The organism is Bacillota bacterium (assembly GCA_012837285.1).
Classification (GTDB): Bacteria; Bacillota; DTU030; order DUMP01; family DUMP01; genus DUNI01.
This window is the reverse complement of the sequence record DURJ01000153.1, coordinates 21,169-37,899: the sequence shown is the minus strand read 5'-3', so window position 1 is coordinate 37,899 and position 16,731 is coordinate 21,169. Positions and strand designations below refer to the sequence as shown.

At 52.2% G+C, this 16,731-nt stretch carries 19 protein-coding genes and 1 other annotated feature; of the genes, 18 read left to right on the top strand and 1 reads right to left on the bottom strand.

Going from position 1 to position 16,731, the window contains the following annotated elements; translation table 11 throughout:
* The first annotated feature begins 34 nt into the window (after positions 1-34).
* The 18 genes from sigG to uraA all read left to right on the top strand — a co-directional run bounded on the left by sigG (position 35) and on the right by uraA (position 14,832).
* Positions 35-817 carry an RNA polymerase sporulation sigma factor SigG gene (gene sigG / locus GX016_09175; GenBank protein ID HHT71721.1) on the top strand — a complete coding sequence of 261 codons (783 nt, stop codon included), beginning with the start codon at positions 35-37 and terminating at the stop codon, positions 815-817.
* A gap of 13 nt (positions 818-830) precedes the next feature.
* Entirely contained in the window at positions 831-986 is a 156-nt protein-coding gene (locus tag GX016_09170) for a hypothetical protein (GenBank protein HHT71720.1), read from the top strand.
* Positions 987-1,028: 42 nt separating this feature from the next.
* Entirely contained in the window at positions 1,029-1,295 is a 267-nt protein-coding gene (locus tag GX016_09165; protein ID HHT71719.1) for a YlmC/YmxH family sporulation protein, read from the top strand.
* A gap of 246 nt (positions 1,296-1,541) precedes the next feature.
* Positions 1,542-2,345, top strand: coding sequence for a peptidoglycan editing factor PgeF (gene pgeF, locus GX016_09160; GenBank protein ID HHT71718.1), 804 nt, complete (start codon positions 1,542-1,544; stop codon positions 2,343-2,345).
* Positions 2,346-2,415: 70 nt separating this feature from the next.
* Positions 2,416-3,636, top strand: a complete 1,221-nt coding sequence (locus tag GX016_09155; protein ID HHT71717.1) for a hypothetical protein — start codon at positions 2,416-2,418, stop codon at positions 3,634-3,636.
* 113 nt (positions 3,637-3,749) lie between these two features.
* Complete coding sequence (locus tag GX016_09150; protein ID HHT71716.1) at positions 3,750-4,454, top strand: YggS family pyridoxal phosphate-dependent enzyme; 705 nt, start codon at positions 3,750-3,752, stop codon at positions 4,452-4,454.
* Positions 4,455-4,508: 54 nt separating this feature from the next.
* A complete protein-coding gene (locus tag GX016_09145) occupies positions 4,509-4,919 on the top strand; it encodes a cell division protein SepF (GenBank protein ID HHT71715.1) in 411 nt (136 codons plus the stop codon).
* 24 nt (positions 4,920-4,943) lie between these two features.
* On the top strand, positions 4,944-5,744 hold the full coding sequence (gene proC, locus GX016_09140; protein HHT71714.1) for a pyrroline-5-carboxylate reductase: 801 nt from the start codon (positions 4,944-4,946) through the stop codon (positions 5,742-5,744).
* 31 nt (positions 5,745-5,775) lie between these two features.
* A complete protein-coding gene (locus GX016_09135; GenBank protein HHT71713.1) occupies positions 5,776-6,282 on the top strand; it encodes a DivIVA domain-containing protein in 507 nt (168 codons plus the stop codon).
* Positions 6,239-6,667: a nucleoside recognition protein gene (locus GX016_09130; protein HHT71712.1), complete on the top strand. Its 429-nt coding sequence runs from the start codon at positions 6,239-6,241 to the stop codon at positions 6,665-6,667. The genes GX016_09135 and GX016_09130 overlap by 44 nt, the downstream gene beginning before the upstream one ends.
* Before the next feature lie 12 nt (positions 6,668-6,679).
* Entirely contained in the window at positions 6,680-7,150 is a 471-nt protein-coding gene (locus GX016_09125; GenBank protein HHT71711.1) for a hypothetical protein, read from the top strand.
* 61 nt (positions 7,151-7,211) lie between these two features.
* Positions 7,212-7,430: a binding site (T-box leader), on the top strand.
* Positions 7,431-7,468: 38 nt separating this feature from the next.
* Complete coding sequence (ileS, locus tag GX016_09120) at positions 7,469-10,264, top strand: isoleucine--tRNA ligase (protein HHT71710.1); 2,796 nt, start codon at positions 7,469-7,471, stop codon at positions 10,262-10,264.
* A 41-nt stretch (positions 10,265-10,305) separates the two neighbouring features.
* The gene (locus GX016_09115; GenBank protein ID HHT71709.1) at positions 10,306-10,599 is read left to right on the top strand and encodes a hypothetical protein; all 294 of its coding nucleotides are present in this window, start codon (positions 10,306-10,308) and stop codon (positions 10,597-10,599) included.
* A 5-nt stretch (positions 10,600-10,604) separates the two neighbouring features.
* Positions 10,605-11,273 (top strand): conjugal transfer protein TraR, encoded by a 669-nt coding sequence (locus GX016_09110; protein ID HHT71708.1) that lies wholly within the window; start codon positions 10,605-10,607, stop codon positions 11,271-11,273.
* Between the two features lie 33 nt (positions 11,274-11,306).
* Positions 11,307-11,753: a signal peptidase II gene (gene lspA / locus GX016_09105; protein HHT71707.1), complete on the top strand. Its 447-nt coding sequence runs from the start codon at positions 11,307-11,309 to the stop codon at positions 11,751-11,753.
* Positions 11,750-12,691, top strand: coding sequence for an RluA family pseudouridine synthase (locus tag GX016_09100; GenBank protein HHT71706.1), 942 nt, complete (start codon positions 11,750-11,752; stop codon positions 12,689-12,691). The genes lspA and GX016_09100 overlap by 4 nt, the downstream gene beginning before the upstream one ends.
* A 220-nt stretch (positions 12,692-12,911) precedes the next feature.
* Positions 12,912-13,454 (top strand): bifunctional pyr operon transcriptional regulator/uracil phosphoribosyltransferase PyrR, encoded by a 543-nt coding sequence (pyrR, locus tag GX016_09095; GenBank protein HHT71705.1) that lies wholly within the window; start codon positions 12,912-12,914, stop codon positions 13,452-13,454.
* A 124-nt stretch (positions 13,455-13,578) separates the two neighbouring features.
* Positions 13,579-14,832, top strand: a complete 1,254-nt coding sequence (gene uraA / locus GX016_09090) for a uracil permease (protein HHT71704.1) — start codon at positions 13,579-13,581, stop codon at positions 14,830-14,832.
* A gap of 57 nt (positions 14,833-14,889) precedes the next feature.
* On the opposite strand, the gene GX016_09085 is transcribed toward uraA, so the two are convergent.
* The gene (locus GX016_09085) at positions 14,890-16,656 is read right to left on the bottom strand and encodes a fibronectin/fibrinogen-binding protein (GenBank protein ID HHT71703.1); all 1,767 of its coding nucleotides are present in this window, start codon (positions 16,654-16,656) and stop codon (positions 14,890-14,892) included.
* Positions 16,657-16,731 lie beyond the last annotated feature (75 nt).

Here is a 16,731-nt window from a genome sequence, read left to right as displayed (position 1 = left end):
TACTGAAATTAGGTTGCCTTCCGGGAGGGGTTTTATGCTAGTTAACAAAGTTGAGATTTGTGGCGTCAACACGGCCAAACTCCCGGTGCTGTCCAATGCTAAAATGCGCGAACTTTTTCGTGCCTTAATGGCTGGTGACGTTTCGGCTCGGGAGAAGCTAATTGGGGGTAATTTGCGGTTAGTTCTAAGTGTGATCCAACGCTTTAACAACAGAGGCGAAAATGTCGATGACTTGTTTCAAGTAGGTTGTATCGGCTTAATGAAAGCTATTGACAACTTCGACTTGGGGCAGAATGTAAAATTTTCCACTTATGCTGTGCCCATGATCGTGGGTGAGATTCGCCGCTATCTGCGTGACAATAATGCCATTCGTGTCAGCCGCTCACTCCGAGATACAGCCTACAAGGCCCTGCAGGCCCGTGATACCCTAGTTACCCGCTACAGTAGGGAGCCGTCTATCGGGGAAATTGCCTGCGAGCTCAAGCTTCCCCGGGAAGATGTGGTATTTGCCATGGATGCCATCCAAGAACCGCTGTCCTTGTTTGAACCGGTGTATCATGATGGCGGAGATCCTATTTTCGTCATGGACCAGGTCAAAGACGAAAAAGAACTGGACAGCAATTGGGTGGAGGAATTGGCGGTGCGGGAAGCTCTGCACAAGCTCAATGAGCGCGAGCGCCATATTTTGAACCTCCGGTTCTTTCACGGTAAGACCCAAATGGAAGTAGCCGAGGAAATAGGGATTTCTCAAGCTCAAGTTTCACGGTTGGAGAAGGCGGCTCTGGAGCGCCTTAAACGTCATCTCAGTTCTCCGTAAGGAGGTCGATGATATGCGCCGGTTCTTGGTAGTATTGCTGGTGGGCGCTGTTATCGTGTCGGGCTATTTATTCGCCCGGCACAGCCGGAGCGCGGTGAAGGCTTTTAACAGTACGAACCTTTTTCCCTATGAGGCTGCGGCTGGCCTTCGCTTAGAACCCAAAGTTTAAGCACTAGAACAAGCCTACCCCGCATATACTAACTGTGGGGAGGTGAGGGCTATTTTAGTTCGCACTTCGGAACTTCGTACCCGTGAAGTGATTAATATCAGTGATGGCCGTAAATTGGGCGCTGTGGTAGATGTAGATATCGACCTGGAGAGCGGCAGGCTAAGAGCCATCGTTGTTCCTGGGCCAAGGGGGATGTTTAGCATTTTTGGCCGTAACGAAGATATAGTGATACCGTGGGATAAGATCAAGCGCATCGGGCAAGACGTGATTTTAGTGGAACGCCCCTCACTTCCTCCCTTATCGCGCTAGGCAAAGAAGAACTTAATAAGCCCTTGGTTCTTGCAGCAGGCAAGCACAAGGGCTTATTATTATTCTGTCTTCGGGAACGTCAGATTTTATGAAAACCTGCCAACCCATGTTTTATGTCCCTCTGAACGCAGTGAAGAGTCTTAAGTTCGCTCAGGATGACAATCTTGACTACCTTTCATACTGTGACTTTTCACACAGTCTGACGTGTATAATAACCTTAGAGTACAAGCAGAAAGGGTGCCCTCAATGAGTTTTAGCTGGCATTATTACCCCCACCTTGTCTACTTAACGTCAGACCTGATTACGGCTGCTAAGATAGCAAAACACGGATTCAGTACCAGACACGGCCAGCTTCAAGGCCGGACTACGGCCAATTTTGATCTGGGGTTCAAAAACAGCGACCCGGCTCATGTACGCGAGATGAGACAGCTATTTCTTACCGCCGTGGGAATTACCCTGGATAATCTCGTGGCCGGCCGGCAGAGTCACGGTACCAATGTAGAGGTGGTAACGACTGCACCCCGCGGAGCGTTCTCATGGGAGGACGGTTTTCCGGCCACGGATGCCCTAGTTACAGCCAGCCCCAATGTGGCTTTGTCAGTTTATACGGCTGATTGCGTGCCGCTGTTATTCCTGGACCCGGTACAAAAGGCCATCGGTGTCGCCCATGCAGGTTGGCGCGGCTCGGTGAACGGGATTGCGGTATTGACTTTGCAGTTGCTGCAACAACATTTTTCTTCCCGCCCGGAAGATATACTGGTAGCCATAGGCCCTTCCATTGGACCGTGTTGCTATGAGATTGACGAGAGAGTGCTGACGCCCCTGAGCCAACGCATTGTCTTTTGGCCGGAAGTGATTTATCCTTCCCGGCCGGGACATTATTTTCTCGATCTGTGGGCGCTGAATCAACGACTGCTGCAGGCGGCGGGGGTAAAAACGGAACATATCAGCGTGGCCAGGCTATGTACTTGCCATGGGAACCGAGATTTTTTCTCTTACCGTGCCGAACACGGTCGAGCCAGCAGTCTAATGGCGGTTATTTCGCTTTAAATTCCGAAAGGAAATTTATGGTAGAGGGTAGAACATAAAGGCGATCTCACAGAAAGAGGTGGCCTGGCTTATGAGCGCCCCGAGAACAAGAAAACGTTTACCTTGGTCGGTAATGGCTTTCATGGCGGTCTTGGGTTTGGTAATTGCGCTGAACGCTGTTCATGTGGTGGGAGGATTGCTGCTGGCGAAAACAGTTCGGCGGACTGTGGCTGAGGAAGGCGTTGTTACTATAGGGTCTTCCGGTGAAGCAGTGTTTCTGCGGCGTGAGCTTATTTTGGTGACACCGCAGGCTGGGGTTTGGCATCCCAAGGTAGTAAAAGGAGAGAAGGTACCAGCGGGAACAAACGTCGGGGAGGTGCTGAATCCTAAACTTTTGGACCGGGCCCGACAGCTCCAGGAAAAAGCCAGGGGCGAAAAGACTGCCTGGGAAAGTGAACTACAGGCTAGACAGCACCGGTTAGACCAGACTTTAATCCAGGTGAACGAAAAAATACAGCTACTACTGGCGGAGCTAAAGAGCGGTGGGCCCCAACAGCAGACAGCTCCGGTGCAAGCTCAAAACGATAAGCTGCAAGTGTTGTTAAGGCAGCGAGGACGTTTGCTGACCGAAAAAGAACAATTAAATCAAGAAGCTGCCGGTGGTGGCCAGTGGCGCCAAACCGAGACCGAGGCCAAAGAGTTAATGGCCCTAGCAACAACTCCCGTGGTGACGCCCTTGGCCGGGAGGTTTGAAGTTAGCCTGGACGGTTATGAAGACGCGTTCGACCCCTTGGAATACAAGGTGGCTTTAACGGCCCTGACTCCAAGCAGTCCCTTGAAACCGGCGCCGGCTTCGGCTGGGGATTATGTTGACAGTGGCCGCGCGGTGGGCAAAATAATCCAGGAAGAGCCGACTTTTGCCCGTGTTAGTTTCCAGGAGAGGGTAGATCTACTGGCCTTAGATGACCGGGTTGATCTTTGTCTTAGAGCGACGCAGGTTCAGTTATCAGCCAAGGTGGTGGCGCTAGCGCACCAGGAAAGCGAAAGTGTAGCTGTACTGAAGCTGATTAACGCACCGCCGGAATTGTCTTCTGTTCGGGAAGCGGAGGCGGAGGTGATCTACCAGCAGGTGCGGGGGACGGTAGTGCCGGAGAAGAGCTTAACTTATCAAGACGGCCAAGAGGGAGTCTATCGTTGGCACCAGGGCAAGTGGTCCTTTACACCGGTGAGAGTTCTGGCTGTAGACAAGGGACAGGCCGTTGTTTCTGGGCTCAAGCCCGGCGCAGAGATTGCTGTTGGGCTGCGGTTCTAAAGGCGCGGCGTTTTTCGTCGCTGCGGGAGTTTTTTCGCGTTAAAAGCAGGGAATTTTTGGATAGTGTCGAATACCATGGGAAAAGGTATGTTTTAGTAGGAGGAAATAATCATATGCCGTCGATCGAAAACAATGTAGCAGTGGTACAAGAAAAAATTGCGGCGGCGGCGGCCAGAAGTGGACGCCGGCCCGAAGATGTTTGTCTGGTAGCTGTTACCAAGACGGTACCGCCGGAGAAAATCCAAGCGGCTCTGGCCGCTGGAATAGAGCACATGGGCGAAAGCAGGATCCAAGAAGCCCTGAGCAAGGTGGGGATAATTTCGCCCGGACCGACTTGGCATCTTATTGGCCATCTGCAACGTAACAAAGCCAAGCTGGCTGTACAGATATTTGACTTCATTCACTCAGTGGACAGTCTGCGACTGGGTTATACTTTGCAGAGACGAGCCGAAGAATCTAAGCGGACCGTAGATTGTCTGGTACAGGTGAATGTGGCGGGTGAAAGAGCCAAGTACGGTGTTTCACCGGCGCAGCTACTGCCGTTGCTGAAGAAGATGTCTGCCCTGTCGCGTCTTAATGTGCGCGGCCTGATGACTATAGCTCCTTATGTCGACAATCCGGAGAAGGTACGGCCGGTATTTCGCCAATTACGCGAACTGGCTCGAGAAACCGAAAAACTGAAGTTGCCTGGGATCAGGATGGAAGAATTGTCCATGGGTATGAGCGGTGATTTCGAGGTAGCGATAGAAGAAGGAGCGACCATGATCCGGGTGGGTACGGCAATTTTTGGCAGCCGAACCGATCCAGCCACAGAGTAAGGTAAGGAGGTTGTGCAAATGGCAGGTTCTCTGGTGGGTAGGATTCTGAACCTAATGGGCTTTGAGGAGACGGTGGTGGAAGAAGTAGTTGAAGATGAAGATTTGAGTAGTGGCTTCCAGGCACCGGCCAGAACAAGTTTTGGCCGACCCAAGGTGGTGAGTCTTCCCAGCGCGCCAGGGGCAGGAGGCAAGGTAGTGGTTACGCGGCCGAAGAGCTTCGATGAGGCCCGTGACGTAACCGATCACCTGAAGGCACGCCGTACCGTCATTGTCAATCTGGAAGGAACAGAGGCTCAAGTGGCTCAGCGCATTGTGGATTTTGTCAGCGGAGCGGTCTATGCCTTAAATGGTACTGTGGAGCGTGTAGGCAGTGAGATTTTCCTTTTTGCTCCCAACAATGTTGGAGTAATGGCTTTACAATCATTCGAAGCCGACAGCGATGAACCGTGGTCGTGGTTAGGTTAGAGTCTATTGTTAGGAGGCAGATGAATGCTTGGTTTTATTGGCGCTGGAGCCATGGCCGAAGCCTTGCTCAGCGGTATTTTGGGTAATGGCTTAGTTTTATCGGAGCAAGTGTGGGTATCAGATATCGATTCCAGTCGGGTGTCGTATCTTCAAGAGACATTAGGGGTGCAACCTGCAGCCGGCAATGCCGATGTGCTAGCGAGATGTAAGGTAGTCTTTCTGGCTGTGAAACCCCAGGCGGCAGCGGCTGTTTTGGCCGATCTGGCGGGTCGGTGGGAGAAGAAGCACTTGGTAGTTTCGATTATGGCCGGATTGCCGCTGTCCTATCTTCAGAAGTACACTGGGACGGCACGGTTAGTGAGGGTTATGCCCAATACTCCCTGCTTGGTTCAAGCTGGGGCCGCAGGAATAGCAAAGGGACCCAATGCCGGGCCGGCCGATGTGGACCGGGTTAAAGAACTGCTCTCGGCTGTGGGTCGGGCCGTGGTGCTGGATGAGAGTCTGTTGGATGCAGTAACCGGACTTAGCGGCTCTGCGCCGGCTTATGTATATATGTTTATTGAGGCCTTGGCCGACGGCGGTGTCATGGCTGGCCTGCCACGGCCAGTGGCACAGACATTGGCGGCCCAGACTGTTTTCGGTGCTGCTAAGATGGTACTTGAGACCGGTGAACACCCGGGTACCCTAAAAGACAGGGTTGCATCCCCGGCCGGTACCACCATTGCCGGCATAGCTACCCTGGAAGAAGGCGGTTTCCGAGGGTTAGTGTTAGAATCTGTGGTGACGGCTGCCAAGCGTTCCGCTGAGCTTGGACAGGAGAAATAGCTGCCAAAAAGAAAACACCAAGGAGGGTACCATGCTTACTCCGCTGGACATTCAGAAAAAAGAGTTTCGCCGCCGTCTACGCGGCTACTGTGAGGAGGAAGTAGACGAGTTTTTGGACCAAATCTTGGAAGACTATGAAATGTTGTACCGGCAAAATGCTAGCCTTAAAGATGAAATCTCTCGACTTAAGGAAGAAACAAACCGTTACCAGAACTTGGAAGAGACGTTACGCAATACCCTGGTATTAGCTCAAAAGGCCGCTGACGAGACACGGGCTAATGCCCAAAAAGAAGCGGATCTTATTCGAGCCCAGGCTGAAGCCAACGCCCAAGCTCTGGAAGAAGAGGGCCGACGACAGTTAGCTGAGCTAACCACTCGATTAAGAGAGCTGCAAGGTAAAGTGGAAGAGTACAAAGCTCAGACAAAAGCACTTCTTCTGGGAGCCATGGCCCTGTTAGAGACAAGGAGCGTAGACGGTAAGGAGGCAGAGCCGAATGCTAACGGAGAGGTTGCTGCCAGCCATGGTTCGAGGTTCTAAAAACGCCTTGAAAGTTCTATGGTTGTTGGCTAAAGTTATGATACCGGCTATTCTCGTGGTAACGTGGTTAGATTTGTCCGGTGGCTTGGACTACCTCTCAGCATTCTTTTCTCCCTTTATGGCTTGGTTTGCGTTACCGGGAGAAGCAGCGGTGCCGCTTGTAGCCGGGAATATTTCCGGACTTTATGCTGGTGTGGGTGCTATGGCGGCTTTGTCCTTGAGCAGCAAACAGAAGCTTATCCTAGCCGCTATGTTAATGCTGTGCCACTCTTTACCGCAGGAAGGAGCCATAGTAGCCCAGGCCAGGGGAAAGGTGACTGCTGTGATTTCAGCCCGCATAGGGACAGCGGTAGTCGTTGGTTTGTTGTTAAGCCTCATCTTGTAGGGGGAATGTTTTTTGCTGCTACTTGAGACTCTTAAGTTAGGCCTGCCCACTGGCCTGGCTTCTTTGATCCGGATAGCATACATACTGTTTCCGTTGCTAATTACGCTGGAGATAGCAGCGGAATTTGGCTGGCTGGAAAAAGTCTCGGAACAACTGGCCGGAGCCTGCCGACAGCTAGGTTTCCCCCCTCAGGCAGCCCTCCCCTTGGTTGCTGGACTTATCATCGGTTTTACTTACAGTGCCGGCGTTATCTTGGCCTCGGTCAAAGAAGGACAGTGGAGCGAGCACGAGTTGACCCTTCTTTGGATTGTCTTAAGCCTGTCTCATGCGATTATTGAGGACACGGCTATTTTTGCCGCCATGGGCTTGTCGGTACCGGCTCTTTTGGCAGTACGGCTAGTACCGACAGTTCTTGTGATGCTGGGACTAAACTACTACTTCCGTGGTCGCACCTGGTCGGCAAAAGCAAATAATGACCTCTAAAGCGAGACCGTTGTTTTCATTTGACTTTTGTAACCAGAATAGGTATAATGGCCGTAATCATGAAACAGTGATGAACGGGCGAGTAGGTTTGGGCTGACGGTCAGCGAACCGGGTTAGGTGGAAGCCGGTACGGTAGCCAAAGCTGAAAATCACCTGGGAGCTGGGTTCTGAAACAGTAATCGGAGTAGGGACACCCCGGCAGCCACGGTTACGGCTATGAGAGGATGCAATAGGCTTGCATTCAATTGGGTGGTACCACGGGAAAGTCCCCGTCCTAATGGACGGGATTTTTTATTTCAGCAGGGAGGTGCTGCAGGCATGGATTACTCGAAAACTCTGAACCTGCCCAAAACAAAATTCCCCATGCGGGCTAATCTGCCCAAGCGTGAGCCTGAAATTTTGGCTCGTTGGGAAAAAATGAACATCAATGCATTAGCACGTAAGAAGGCTGCTGGGCGACCCAAATTCATCCTTCATGACGGACCGCCCTATGCCAACAACAATATCCATTTGGGTACTGCGCTCAACAAGGTGCTCAAAGATATTGTAAATAAGTATAAGTATATGCGCGGCTTCGATACCCCCTATGTGCCCGGTTGGGATACTCATGGTATGCCCATTGAGCACGCCGCTATCAAGAAGTTGCGCTTGGATCGAGCTGAGATTACACCGCTACAGCTCCGGCGCCATTGCGAAGAGTATGCGCGCCATTTTGTCGATGTGCAGATGGAAGAGTTCAAGCGCCTTGGGGTTCGGGGCGATTGGGACGATCCTTACTTGACCCTAAAACCAGCATATGAGGCCAAGCAGATCGAAGTTTTTGGTGCCATGGCCGCCAAGGGATTCATTTACAAGGGTCTGAAGCCGGTGTATTGGTGTAGCACTTGCGAAACCGCGCTGGCAGAAGCCGAAGTGGAGTATCAGGAATCGAAGTCAGATTCACTGTATGTAAAGTTCCCCTTGAAATCGGACCCTAAGGGAAAACTAACCAGTCTGGCTCCGGCAGACAAGATCTGTTTTGCCATTTGGACAACTACCACTTGGACACTGCCGGCTAATTTGGCTATTTGTTTAAATCCCCGGTTTGAGTATGTGTTGCTGGAGTCAGAAGGCGAGTATCTTGTGTTGGCCAAGGACTTAATCGCCGAGGTTATGTCTACCATCGAGCGTGACCACGGGGCAATCCTGGGTTCGTTTCGAGGCGAGGAATTAGAAGGAATTGAGTGCTGGCATCCGTTTATAGACCGCCCAGCGGTGGTTATTTTGGGCGATCATGTTACCCTTGAAGCCGGTACCGGTTGTGTGCATACTGCTCCTGGGCATGGGCTCGAGGACTTCGAAATTGGCCGGGAGTATAATCTACCGATTTTAAACCCGGTAAACGGTAAAGGGATTTTTACGTCTGAAGCTGGTAAGTTTGCCGGGCTTCCTGTAACGCAGGCTACCGGACCCATTGTAACTGAACTGGAAGAACGTGGCGCTCTGCTTTATTTCACCACCACAACCCACCAGTATCCGCACTGCTGGCGTTGCAAAGAGCCGATACTGTTTTTGGCTACAGAACAGTGGTTTGCTTCGGTGGAAGCTTTCCGCGACCAGGCATTAGATGCTATCCAAGAAGTCACATGGTATCCGGCCTGGGGTGAAGGGCGAATTTCCGCCATGGTAAGAGAGCGGTCGGATTGGTGCATTTCTCGACAACGAGTATGGGGTGTACCGATTCCGATATTTTATTGTGAGCAGTGTGGCCACGAGCTTATTACCGCTGAGACGATAAACGCTGTGCGCGACCTATTCCGGCGGGAAGGATCCAACGCTTGGTACCAGTATGAAGCCGAGGATATTTTGCCCCCTGGAACACGCTGTGTTCAGTGTGGCGGTACAGCCTTTCGCAAAGAGACTGATACCATGGATGTGTGGTTCGATTCTGGATCCAGCCATCATGCTGTGCTAACCACTAGGCCGGAGCTGGAGTGGCCCTGCGATCTCTACTTGGAGGGCAGTGACCAGCATCGCGGTTGGTTCCAATCGTCACTGCTGACATCGGTAGCCATGAACGGGCACGCTCCTTATCGTTCGGTACTAACCCACGGCTATGTTGTGGATGGCAAAGGCCGGAAAATGTCTAAGTCTGTTGGCAACGTAATTTATCCGCAGGAGATCATCAGCGAGTTTGGTGCTGACGTGCTAAGATTATGGGTGGCATCGTCAGATTTTAAAGGGGACGTGCGGGTATCAAGAGATATTCTGCTCCAGATGTCGGAGGTTTACCGCAAGATCAGAAATACAGCCCGCTTTCTGCTAGGGAATCTGGCTGATTTCGAGCCGGAAAAAGACCGGGTACCATATCAAGACCTGACCGAACTTGATCGGTGGGCGCTGATGGCTTTAACCCGGCTAGTCGAAAAAGTAACAGCTGCCTACGAGGAGTACGAATACCATTTGTTGTACCATGCACTCCACAATTTCTGCACTCTGGACATGAGCGCCTTCTACCTCGATGTACTCAAAGACCGGCTTTACTGTAGCCAAGCGGATGATCCCAGGCGGCAGTCGGCCCAGACAGCCATGTATGAAATACTGACCACCTTGGTACGGTTAATGGCACCGATACTCACGTTTACGGCGGAGGAGATTTGGGACTATATTCCAGGCACACAAGAAGAGAGCGTTCAGTTGGCCGCTTGGCCGGAGGCAAACCCAGAGTACCTGGATGAGAAGCTGGAGCAACGCTGGACCCAACTGTTAACCGTACGTTCTGATGTGGCCAAGGCACTGGAAGAGGCACGGCAAAGCAGTCTAATCGGCACTTCGCTCATGGCCCGGGTAGATCTTTGGTTTCCAGAGACGTTAAGCTCAACGCATGAATTGCTGCAGGACTACGAGAGCATACTGCCAGGGTTGTTTATTGTCTCCCAAGTGAAATTACATGAGCCGGGTGAAACGCCACCGACTACAGCAGTCGAACTTGAGAACTACGCCGGTGCCCATTGTCTGGTTACATTGGCTGCCGGTGAGAAATGCGAGCGCTGTTGGATGTACAACGAGGATACTCAGGATGGAGTTTGCCCACGTTGTCAGGCGGTGTTAGCTGAGAACCAACACCTGCCATAAGGCCGACCTGGTTTGGGCATTCTACATTAGAGGTGACAGGAATGGCTCAGGATCAAAGCCCGGTCGAGCTTATGCAAGCCCAAGTGGATCGCCTGGCTGATTCTCTCGATAAGGCCCGCTTGGCTGAGTATGTGGACCTACAAACAAATACTCGTCGTTTGCTGTATCTGAACTTTGTGGCTGGGGTGGCTCGGGGCTTTGGCATGGCCGTGGGCTTTACTTTGGTGGGAGCGCTGGTGCTCTATCTCTTGCGCCAGATGGTGAGCATTCCTGTTCTGGGAGCCTTTATTGCCCAGATAGTAGACATAGTTACTCTACAACTAGGGAGGCACTGATCAGGATGCAGAATACCCAGGAGATTAAGACCCGGCTACAAGCGGAAAAAGAGCGACTTAAGCAGTTAAGCGGGAGAATTGAACAAGGTGGGCTTCAAGAACGGCAAAGCGATGTTATTGGAGAGCTGTCTCTCTACGACAATCATCCAGCCGATGTAGGATCGGAGACGTTTGAGCGGGGCAAAGACATTGGATTGTGGGACAATACCCGGCGGTTGTTAGCCCAAGTGGACCAGGCCCTAAGAAAACTGGCGAGCGGAACATACGGTATTTGCGATCAATGTGAGAACAAGATAGACCCAGGTCGGTTGCAGGTGTTGCCCTGGGCTACCCTATGTTCTGGCTGTCAGGAAAAAGAAGAAGCACAAGACTGGGACGGTACTCAGCGTCCGGTGGAGGAAGAAGTGTTAGCACAGCCGTTTGGCCGCACTTTTTTGGACAATACCGATTACACTGGTTTTGACGGAGAAGATGCCTGGCAGGCAGTGGCGCGCTATGGTACGGCTTCCGGCCCGCAGGATGTAGGCGGAGTGGACAGCTATAGCGATACCTATATTGATTCCAGTGAGCATCGGGGAGCCGTAGAAGATGTGGAAGAAGTAGTAATGGAGGACAAAGCTGAGCCTTTCGGCCGGGCTAAACCACGACCGGGAAAGAAATCTCGGCTTAGCTAATGAGCGAGAGGAGAACGGTAAGGGGGAGAACAATTGACCCAAATCTTCATCGGTGCCGGTATTATTGTGGCTCTAGACCAATTAACTAAGGCCTTGATCAGGTATTTCCTTTTGCCGGGTCAGAGTTGGCCTATTTGGTCCGGGGTATTTCACTTCTCCTATGTACAGAACCCTGGGGCGGCTTTTGGCCTGCTCAAGCATCAAACCGGTCTGTTGGTGGCAGTGACTGCTGTGGTGGTGGTGGCCATCTTGCTTTATGCCGGTCGTCTGGAACCCCACATGGTGTTACTTCGTTGGGCCATGATCTTGGTTTTGGGGGGAGCCGTTGGTAACCTAGTTGATCGATTACGTTTTGGCTATGTGGTTGATTTTCTTGATTTTCGCGTGTTTCCGGTGTTCAACGTCGCTGACACGGCTATTGTCACCGGTGTAGGCCTGCTGTTTCTGTACTTGCTTCAATCGGAGGGCAAACTGCTGTGACCACGAACCAAAACCTAGGTCCTAGGGAGTACCATCTCAAAGTGGAGCCTAATCAGAGCGGGCAGCGGTTAGATGTTTTTTTGGCCGCAGCGTTGGGCCCGGAGCTCAGTCGGTCGCGGCTGCAGCATCTAATTCAGATGGGGCGAGTACAGGTTCAGGGCAAAGCTCCCAAAGCCAGCTTACGTGTTTCTGGAGGCGAACAAATTATCGTTAAGGTGCCGCCCCCGGAGCCGCTGGCAGTAGTGGCGGAGGATAGGCCGCTGACCGTCATTTATGAGGACCAGTATCTGTTAGTCATCGACAAGCCGGCCGGCCTGGTAGTTCATCCTGCGCCGGGCCACCGCAGAGGTACCGTAGTGAATGCTCTACTGGCTCATTGTGGTGACAAACTGGCTGATATTGGCGGCAAGCTGCGCCCGGGGATCGTTCACCGCTTAGATAAAGACACCTCGGGTTTGTTGGTTGTGGCAAAAACAGAAGCTGCCCATCAGGGGCTGACATTGGCACTGAAAGAGCGCACAGTAAAACGGAGCTATCTTTGTTTAGCCCACGGCTGGATGAAACCGGACCAAAGCACAGTAGATGCTCCTATCGGGCGTCACCCTAAGATGCGACTCAAAATGGCGGTAGTACCAAGCGGGCGATCGGCCCGAACCTATTTTACCGTGTTAGAACGATTAGAAAACTACAGTTACCTTAAGGCCACCTTAGATACCGGGCGTACCCACCAGATTCGGGTACACCTAGCCTTTGTGGGTCACCCTGTAGTGGGCGATCCTCTCTATGGGCGGCGCCAAGGAAACCTGGGTCTTAAACGTCAGTTTCTCCATGCTGCTAAGCTAAGCTTTCTCCATCCGGTAACAGGGGAGGAGCTGGGGTTCTCCAGTCCGCTACCGGAAGACTTGATGGCGGTACTGAGCCGGTTAAGAGGCAAATGAAAGACCTGTCTGCAATAGGCAGTTCCTGGTACCACTGCCTGGGCATGTAAGTCGGCCTCTATAGCTGGTAAATCTTGACGGTACTGTTTGTTTTATGGTAGACTTATGTACATAACAGGTAAGCCTTAAGACTGGTCCCGTGAGGCTGGTAAGGAACGGAGGGAAGCCTTTCCTGCGGCCGCAGGAAAGGCTTTGGTAATAATTGGGGGTGGGGCCATCCATGGTGCTTAGAGAGAAGACGGTGTTAATGGATGCTGATGGTTTAAGAAGGGCGCTGACCCGGATTGCCCATGAGATCCTGGAACGAAACAAAGGCACTGCTAACTTAGTTCTGTTAGGCATCCAAACGCGTGGGTACCCGTTGGCTCTGCGTTTAGCGGACAAAATTCAGCACATAGAAGGTGTAGCCGTTCCGGTGAGTCACTTGGATATTACCGCTTACAGGGACGATCGGGAACCGCCCAGTTCGCCGCCGGTAAGTCTGACTGGGATCGACTTTAGTTTGGCAGGCAAAAGGGTGGTGCTGGTGGATGATGTGCTCTACACCGGTCGTACCGTGCGGGCGGCTATGGATGCAGTGATGGATCTAGGCCGGGCCAGCAGCATTCAGCTGGCGGTTCTTGTTGATCGCGGGCATCGGGAGCTTCCGATCCGGCCTGATTTTGTCGGCAAGAATGTGCCCACTTCGCGACGGGAACAAATAGCGGTATGGCTGAAGGAGACAGACGAAGAGGACAAGGTCGTGCTGATGGAAGAAGAATAGCGTCCCTTTAAGTCGGTCCTGTGTGGCCGGTAAGGGAAGAGGGAATGCCCTCCTTACCGGTTTGGAGCCGGCGAGGAGGGTCTTATATATATGGGTATGATATTAGTGAAAGGAAGGATGCTTTTTGCGGCCAATCATCGATGTTCACGAAAGGCTACCGTTGTGGGAGACAATACCTCTTAGTATTCAGCACTTGTTTGCCATGTTTGGCGCCACTATCTTAGTACCTATTCTAACGGGCATGGATCCTTCTTTGGCTTTGCTGGGCAGCGGACTGGGGACTTTTACTTACATTATTTGCACCAAAGCTAAAATCCCGGCTTACCTGGGCTCTTCCTTCGCGTTTATTGTCCCTATTCAGGTGGCTATTAGGAACTGGGGCTTGCCGGCAGCTTTGTTTGGCTGTGTTATGGCCGGACTGTTGTATGTGGTGGTAGCCGGTTTGATATATCGAATCGGTACTGTTTGGATAGATCGTTTACTACCGCCGGCAGTGGTCGGTTCGGTGGTTATTGTAATTGGCTTGGGTCTGGCGCGGACCGCAGTGGAAATGGCCGGCTTGTTACCTCCGCCTGGGGAGACGGTGCACTTTCTAAGTTCACCGGGCGTATGGACGGCCTTGTTTACTTTGGCCATGGCTATTATTGCTAACATGTACTTTAAGGGAATTCTAAACGTAATTCCCATCTTGATCGGGATCGTTTCCGGCTATGTATGTGCTTTTACTCAAGGTTTGGTGGACCTAACACCGGTTAGAGAAGCGGCTTGGTTTGCCGTTCCGCCCTTTGTTACTCCTCAGTTCTCTCTGCCGGCGGCATTGTTGATTGCTCCGGTGGCTGTTGTCAGTATTACCGAGCATATCGGCCATCTGTTGGTAACTAATAATATTGTCGGACGGGATCTGGGAAAGGATCCGGGGCTGCACCGCTCTATCTTAGGCGACGGCTTAGCCACCTCGTTGGCTGCTCTCTTCGGTGGTCCACCTAATACCACTTACGGTGAAAACATCGGGGTGATGGCGATCACCAAAGTGTACAGTGTTTGGGTGATTGGCTGGGCGGCAGCTATTGCCGTGGTGCTGTCCTTTGTGCAGAAACTAGGTGTGGTTATTCAGACAATCCCTCCGTCGGTGTTGGGCGGAATTTCCATCTTGCTCTTTGGCACCATCGCTGCGGCTGGGGTACGGATGTTAGTGGAAAGCCAGGTGGATTTTGCTGAAAATCGTAATCTTATCTTGGCCTCGGTTATTCTGGTTATCGGCATTGGCGGGGCAGAGATCAGCGTAGGCAATTTTACCGTGAGCGGTATGCCTTTGGCTACCATGGTGGGGATTGTTCTCAACTTGATCCTGCCGCCAGAACAACGCCAGAGCGCATAATCCACTGTTATAGCAAACCTGCGGAAAGCGGTTAGTGTTCTAACACGATTAAAGCCCTCAAGGCCGGCCTTTGAGGGCTTTAATCGTGCTCGGGTCCGGTGTAACGTAGACAGTCTGTTGCTGGCTATAGGTAACGAAACCGGGCCGGGCACCCCGGGGCTTTTTCACCTGGCGGCATCTGGTATAGTCCACTGGAACATTGGACGAGGCGCGAGCCCGGCTGTAATAGGCAGCCAGATGGGCTGCCTGTAGCAAAACGTCTTGGGGCGGCAGTTGGCCGTCCGGACACCGGATAATAACATGGGAGCCAGGAATGTTTTGAGTGTGAAGCCAGATGTCGTCGTTTTGAGCTAGCCGCAACGTTAGATAATCGTTTTGCCGGTTGTTCTTACCGACAAAAACAGCATAACCATCGATAGCAAAAGAAAGAGGCTTGCTGTCTGGACTCACCTTATCTTTGTGCAGACGGGATGTTGCTTCTTTCTTAATGTAGCCTTCTGTTGTAAGTTCGGCCTTTATTTCCTCCAGCTCTGGCAGGCTATCAGCTTCTTCTACAGCCAGTAACACGCTCTCAAAATAAGACAAGTCCGCTTGGTCCTGCTGTTTCTGATGCTGGGCCGCCGTCAGGGTTTTCTTAGCTTTGTTGTAGCGGGCAAAGTAGCGCTGAGCATTCTCCACCGGAGTCAATGCTGGATCAAGAGGAACCACAACTTGCGTTCCGGCCTCGGTCCAATCTGGGAGCTGCACTTCCGTGAGGCCGGCACTGGTTAGCTGATAAGCATAGGCCAGAAGCAGTTCTCCAAACTTTCGATACCGGTCAGCCTTTTTAGCGTTTTGGATAGCCTCAAAATGAAGGGCGAGCTTCTTTTCGACCCGTTCTATTTGGTGACGCAGTTTGGTCAGCAAGCTTTGCTGCAGGGCCGAGAACTGCACTTCCCTTTCTTTGGCCTGAAAGTAATAGTCTAAGGCAGCGCTCATGGTGGGAAAACTCTTAACCGACAAGCGGGCATAACGTACCAAGGGCAGAGGGGCCACGGACACGGCTCGACCTTCTGGTTCTAAGTAAACAGTGGGCTTAAACTCGGCCCGCCAAAGCGATTCCCTCAGGGTGCCTACTTCTCGCCACAACGGTCTAAGTTCTGTTTGGGTGGCGGACTTTATGTTGAGGGTATCCTCCAGGCCGGAGCGGACTACTAGCTCTTCAGCCCAGAGCGGACTAAGGCCGGCGATGGTTGCCAGCAATGCCTGAGCCGGGCGTCGGCCTCGTTGGCGGAGCTCCAAGTAGAATTCAAGTTCGGTGAGAGAAGATAGGTGCAGTTTGTTCTGCGGCGGTGGGCTCTTATACGGTAGCCCAGGCAGGACCTGGCGGTAGCGGCTAATAGCAGCGGAAATGGATTTAATAGCGTTGAGGATTATATTCTGTTTTTGGTTCACCACGATAATATTGCTGTGTCGGCCCATGGCTTCCACAATAAGAAGCAATGGTCGTTCGTCTCCGAGCTCATCCCGCGCGGCAAAGTGCAAGTATACGATGCGCTCACTTTCGGGTCGGGTAATACGTTCCAGCCGCGAGCCCTCCAGATGGCGGCGCAAGTACATACAGAATCCCGGTGGCTGGGACGGATTGGTGTAGGAAGCAGTAGTCAGGTGGCTTCGTGCCCTCTCCGGATGAGCTGAGATGAGCAAGCGCTTGTTACCGTTTGAGCCTCGCATAGTAAAGACCGTTTCCAACTGACTAGGCTGCTGGATCCGCGACACGCGTGCCCCGACCAAGGTTTCCAACTCAGCCATTAGGGCTGTTAAGGCAATAGAATCGAAAGCCATGCTGATCATCCTTTACACCAGTTTCCTTTTCAGTATACCTCCGCCCACAGAGAGGGTCAATTGAGGACGTGCTCC

What these genes read in the sequence shown, in the direction of transcription:
- sigG (HHT71721.1), top strand. Translation starts at nt 35, where the DNA reads ATGCTAGTTAACAAAGTTGAGATTTGTGGCGTCAACACGGCCAAACTC.
- GX016_09170 (HHT71720.1), top strand. Translation starts at nt 831, where the DNA reads ATGCGCCGGTTCTTGGTAGTATTGCTGGTGGGCGCTGTTATCGTGTCG.
- pgeF (HHT71718.1), top strand. Translation starts at nt 1,542, where the DNA reads ATGAGTTTTAGCTGGCATTATTACCCCCACCTTGTCTACTTAACGTCA.
- GX016_09155 (HHT71717.1), top strand. Translation starts at nt 2,416, where the DNA reads ATGAGCGCCCCGAGAACAAGAAAACGTTTACCTTGGTCGGTAATGGCT.
- GX016_09150 (HHT71716.1), top strand. Translation starts at nt 3,750, where the DNA reads ATGCCGTCGATCGAAAACAATGTAGCAGTGGTACAAGAAAAAATTGCG.
- GX016_09145 (HHT71715.1), top strand. Translation starts at nt 4,509, where the DNA reads ATGGGCTTTGAGGAGACGGTGGTGGAAGAAGTAGTTGAAGATGAAGAT.
- proC (HHT71714.1), top strand. Translation starts at nt 4,944, where the DNA reads ATGCTTGGTTTTATTGGCGCTGGAGCCATGGCCGAAGCCTTGCTCAGC.
- GX016_09135 (HHT71713.1), top strand. Translation starts at nt 5,776, where the DNA reads ATGCTTACTCCGCTGGACATTCAGAAAAAAGAGTTTCGCCGCCGTCTA.
- GX016_09130 (HHT71712.1), top strand. Translation starts at nt 6,239, where the DNA reads ATGCTAACGGAGAGGTTGCTGCCAGCCATGGTTCGAGGTTCTAAAAAC.
- ileS (HHT71710.1), top strand. Translation starts at nt 7,469, where the DNA reads ATGGATTACTCGAAAACTCTGAACCTGCCCAAAACAAAATTCCCCATG.
- GX016_09115 (HHT71709.1), top strand. Translation starts at nt 10,306, where the DNA reads ATGGCTCAGGATCAAAGCCCGGTCGAGCTTATGCAAGCCCAAGTGGAT.
- GX016_09110 (HHT71708.1), top strand. Translation starts at nt 10,605, where the DNA reads ATGCAGAATACCCAGGAGATTAAGACCCGGCTACAAGCGGAAAAAGAG.
- pyrR (HHT71705.1), top strand. Translation starts at nt 12,912, where the DNA reads ATGGTGCTTAGAGAGAAGACGGTGTTAATGGATGCTGATGGTTTAAGA.
- GX016_09085 (HHT71703.1), bottom strand. Translation starts at nt 16,656, where the DNA reads ATGGCTTTCGATTCTATTGCCTTAACAGCCCTAATGGCTGAGTTGGAA.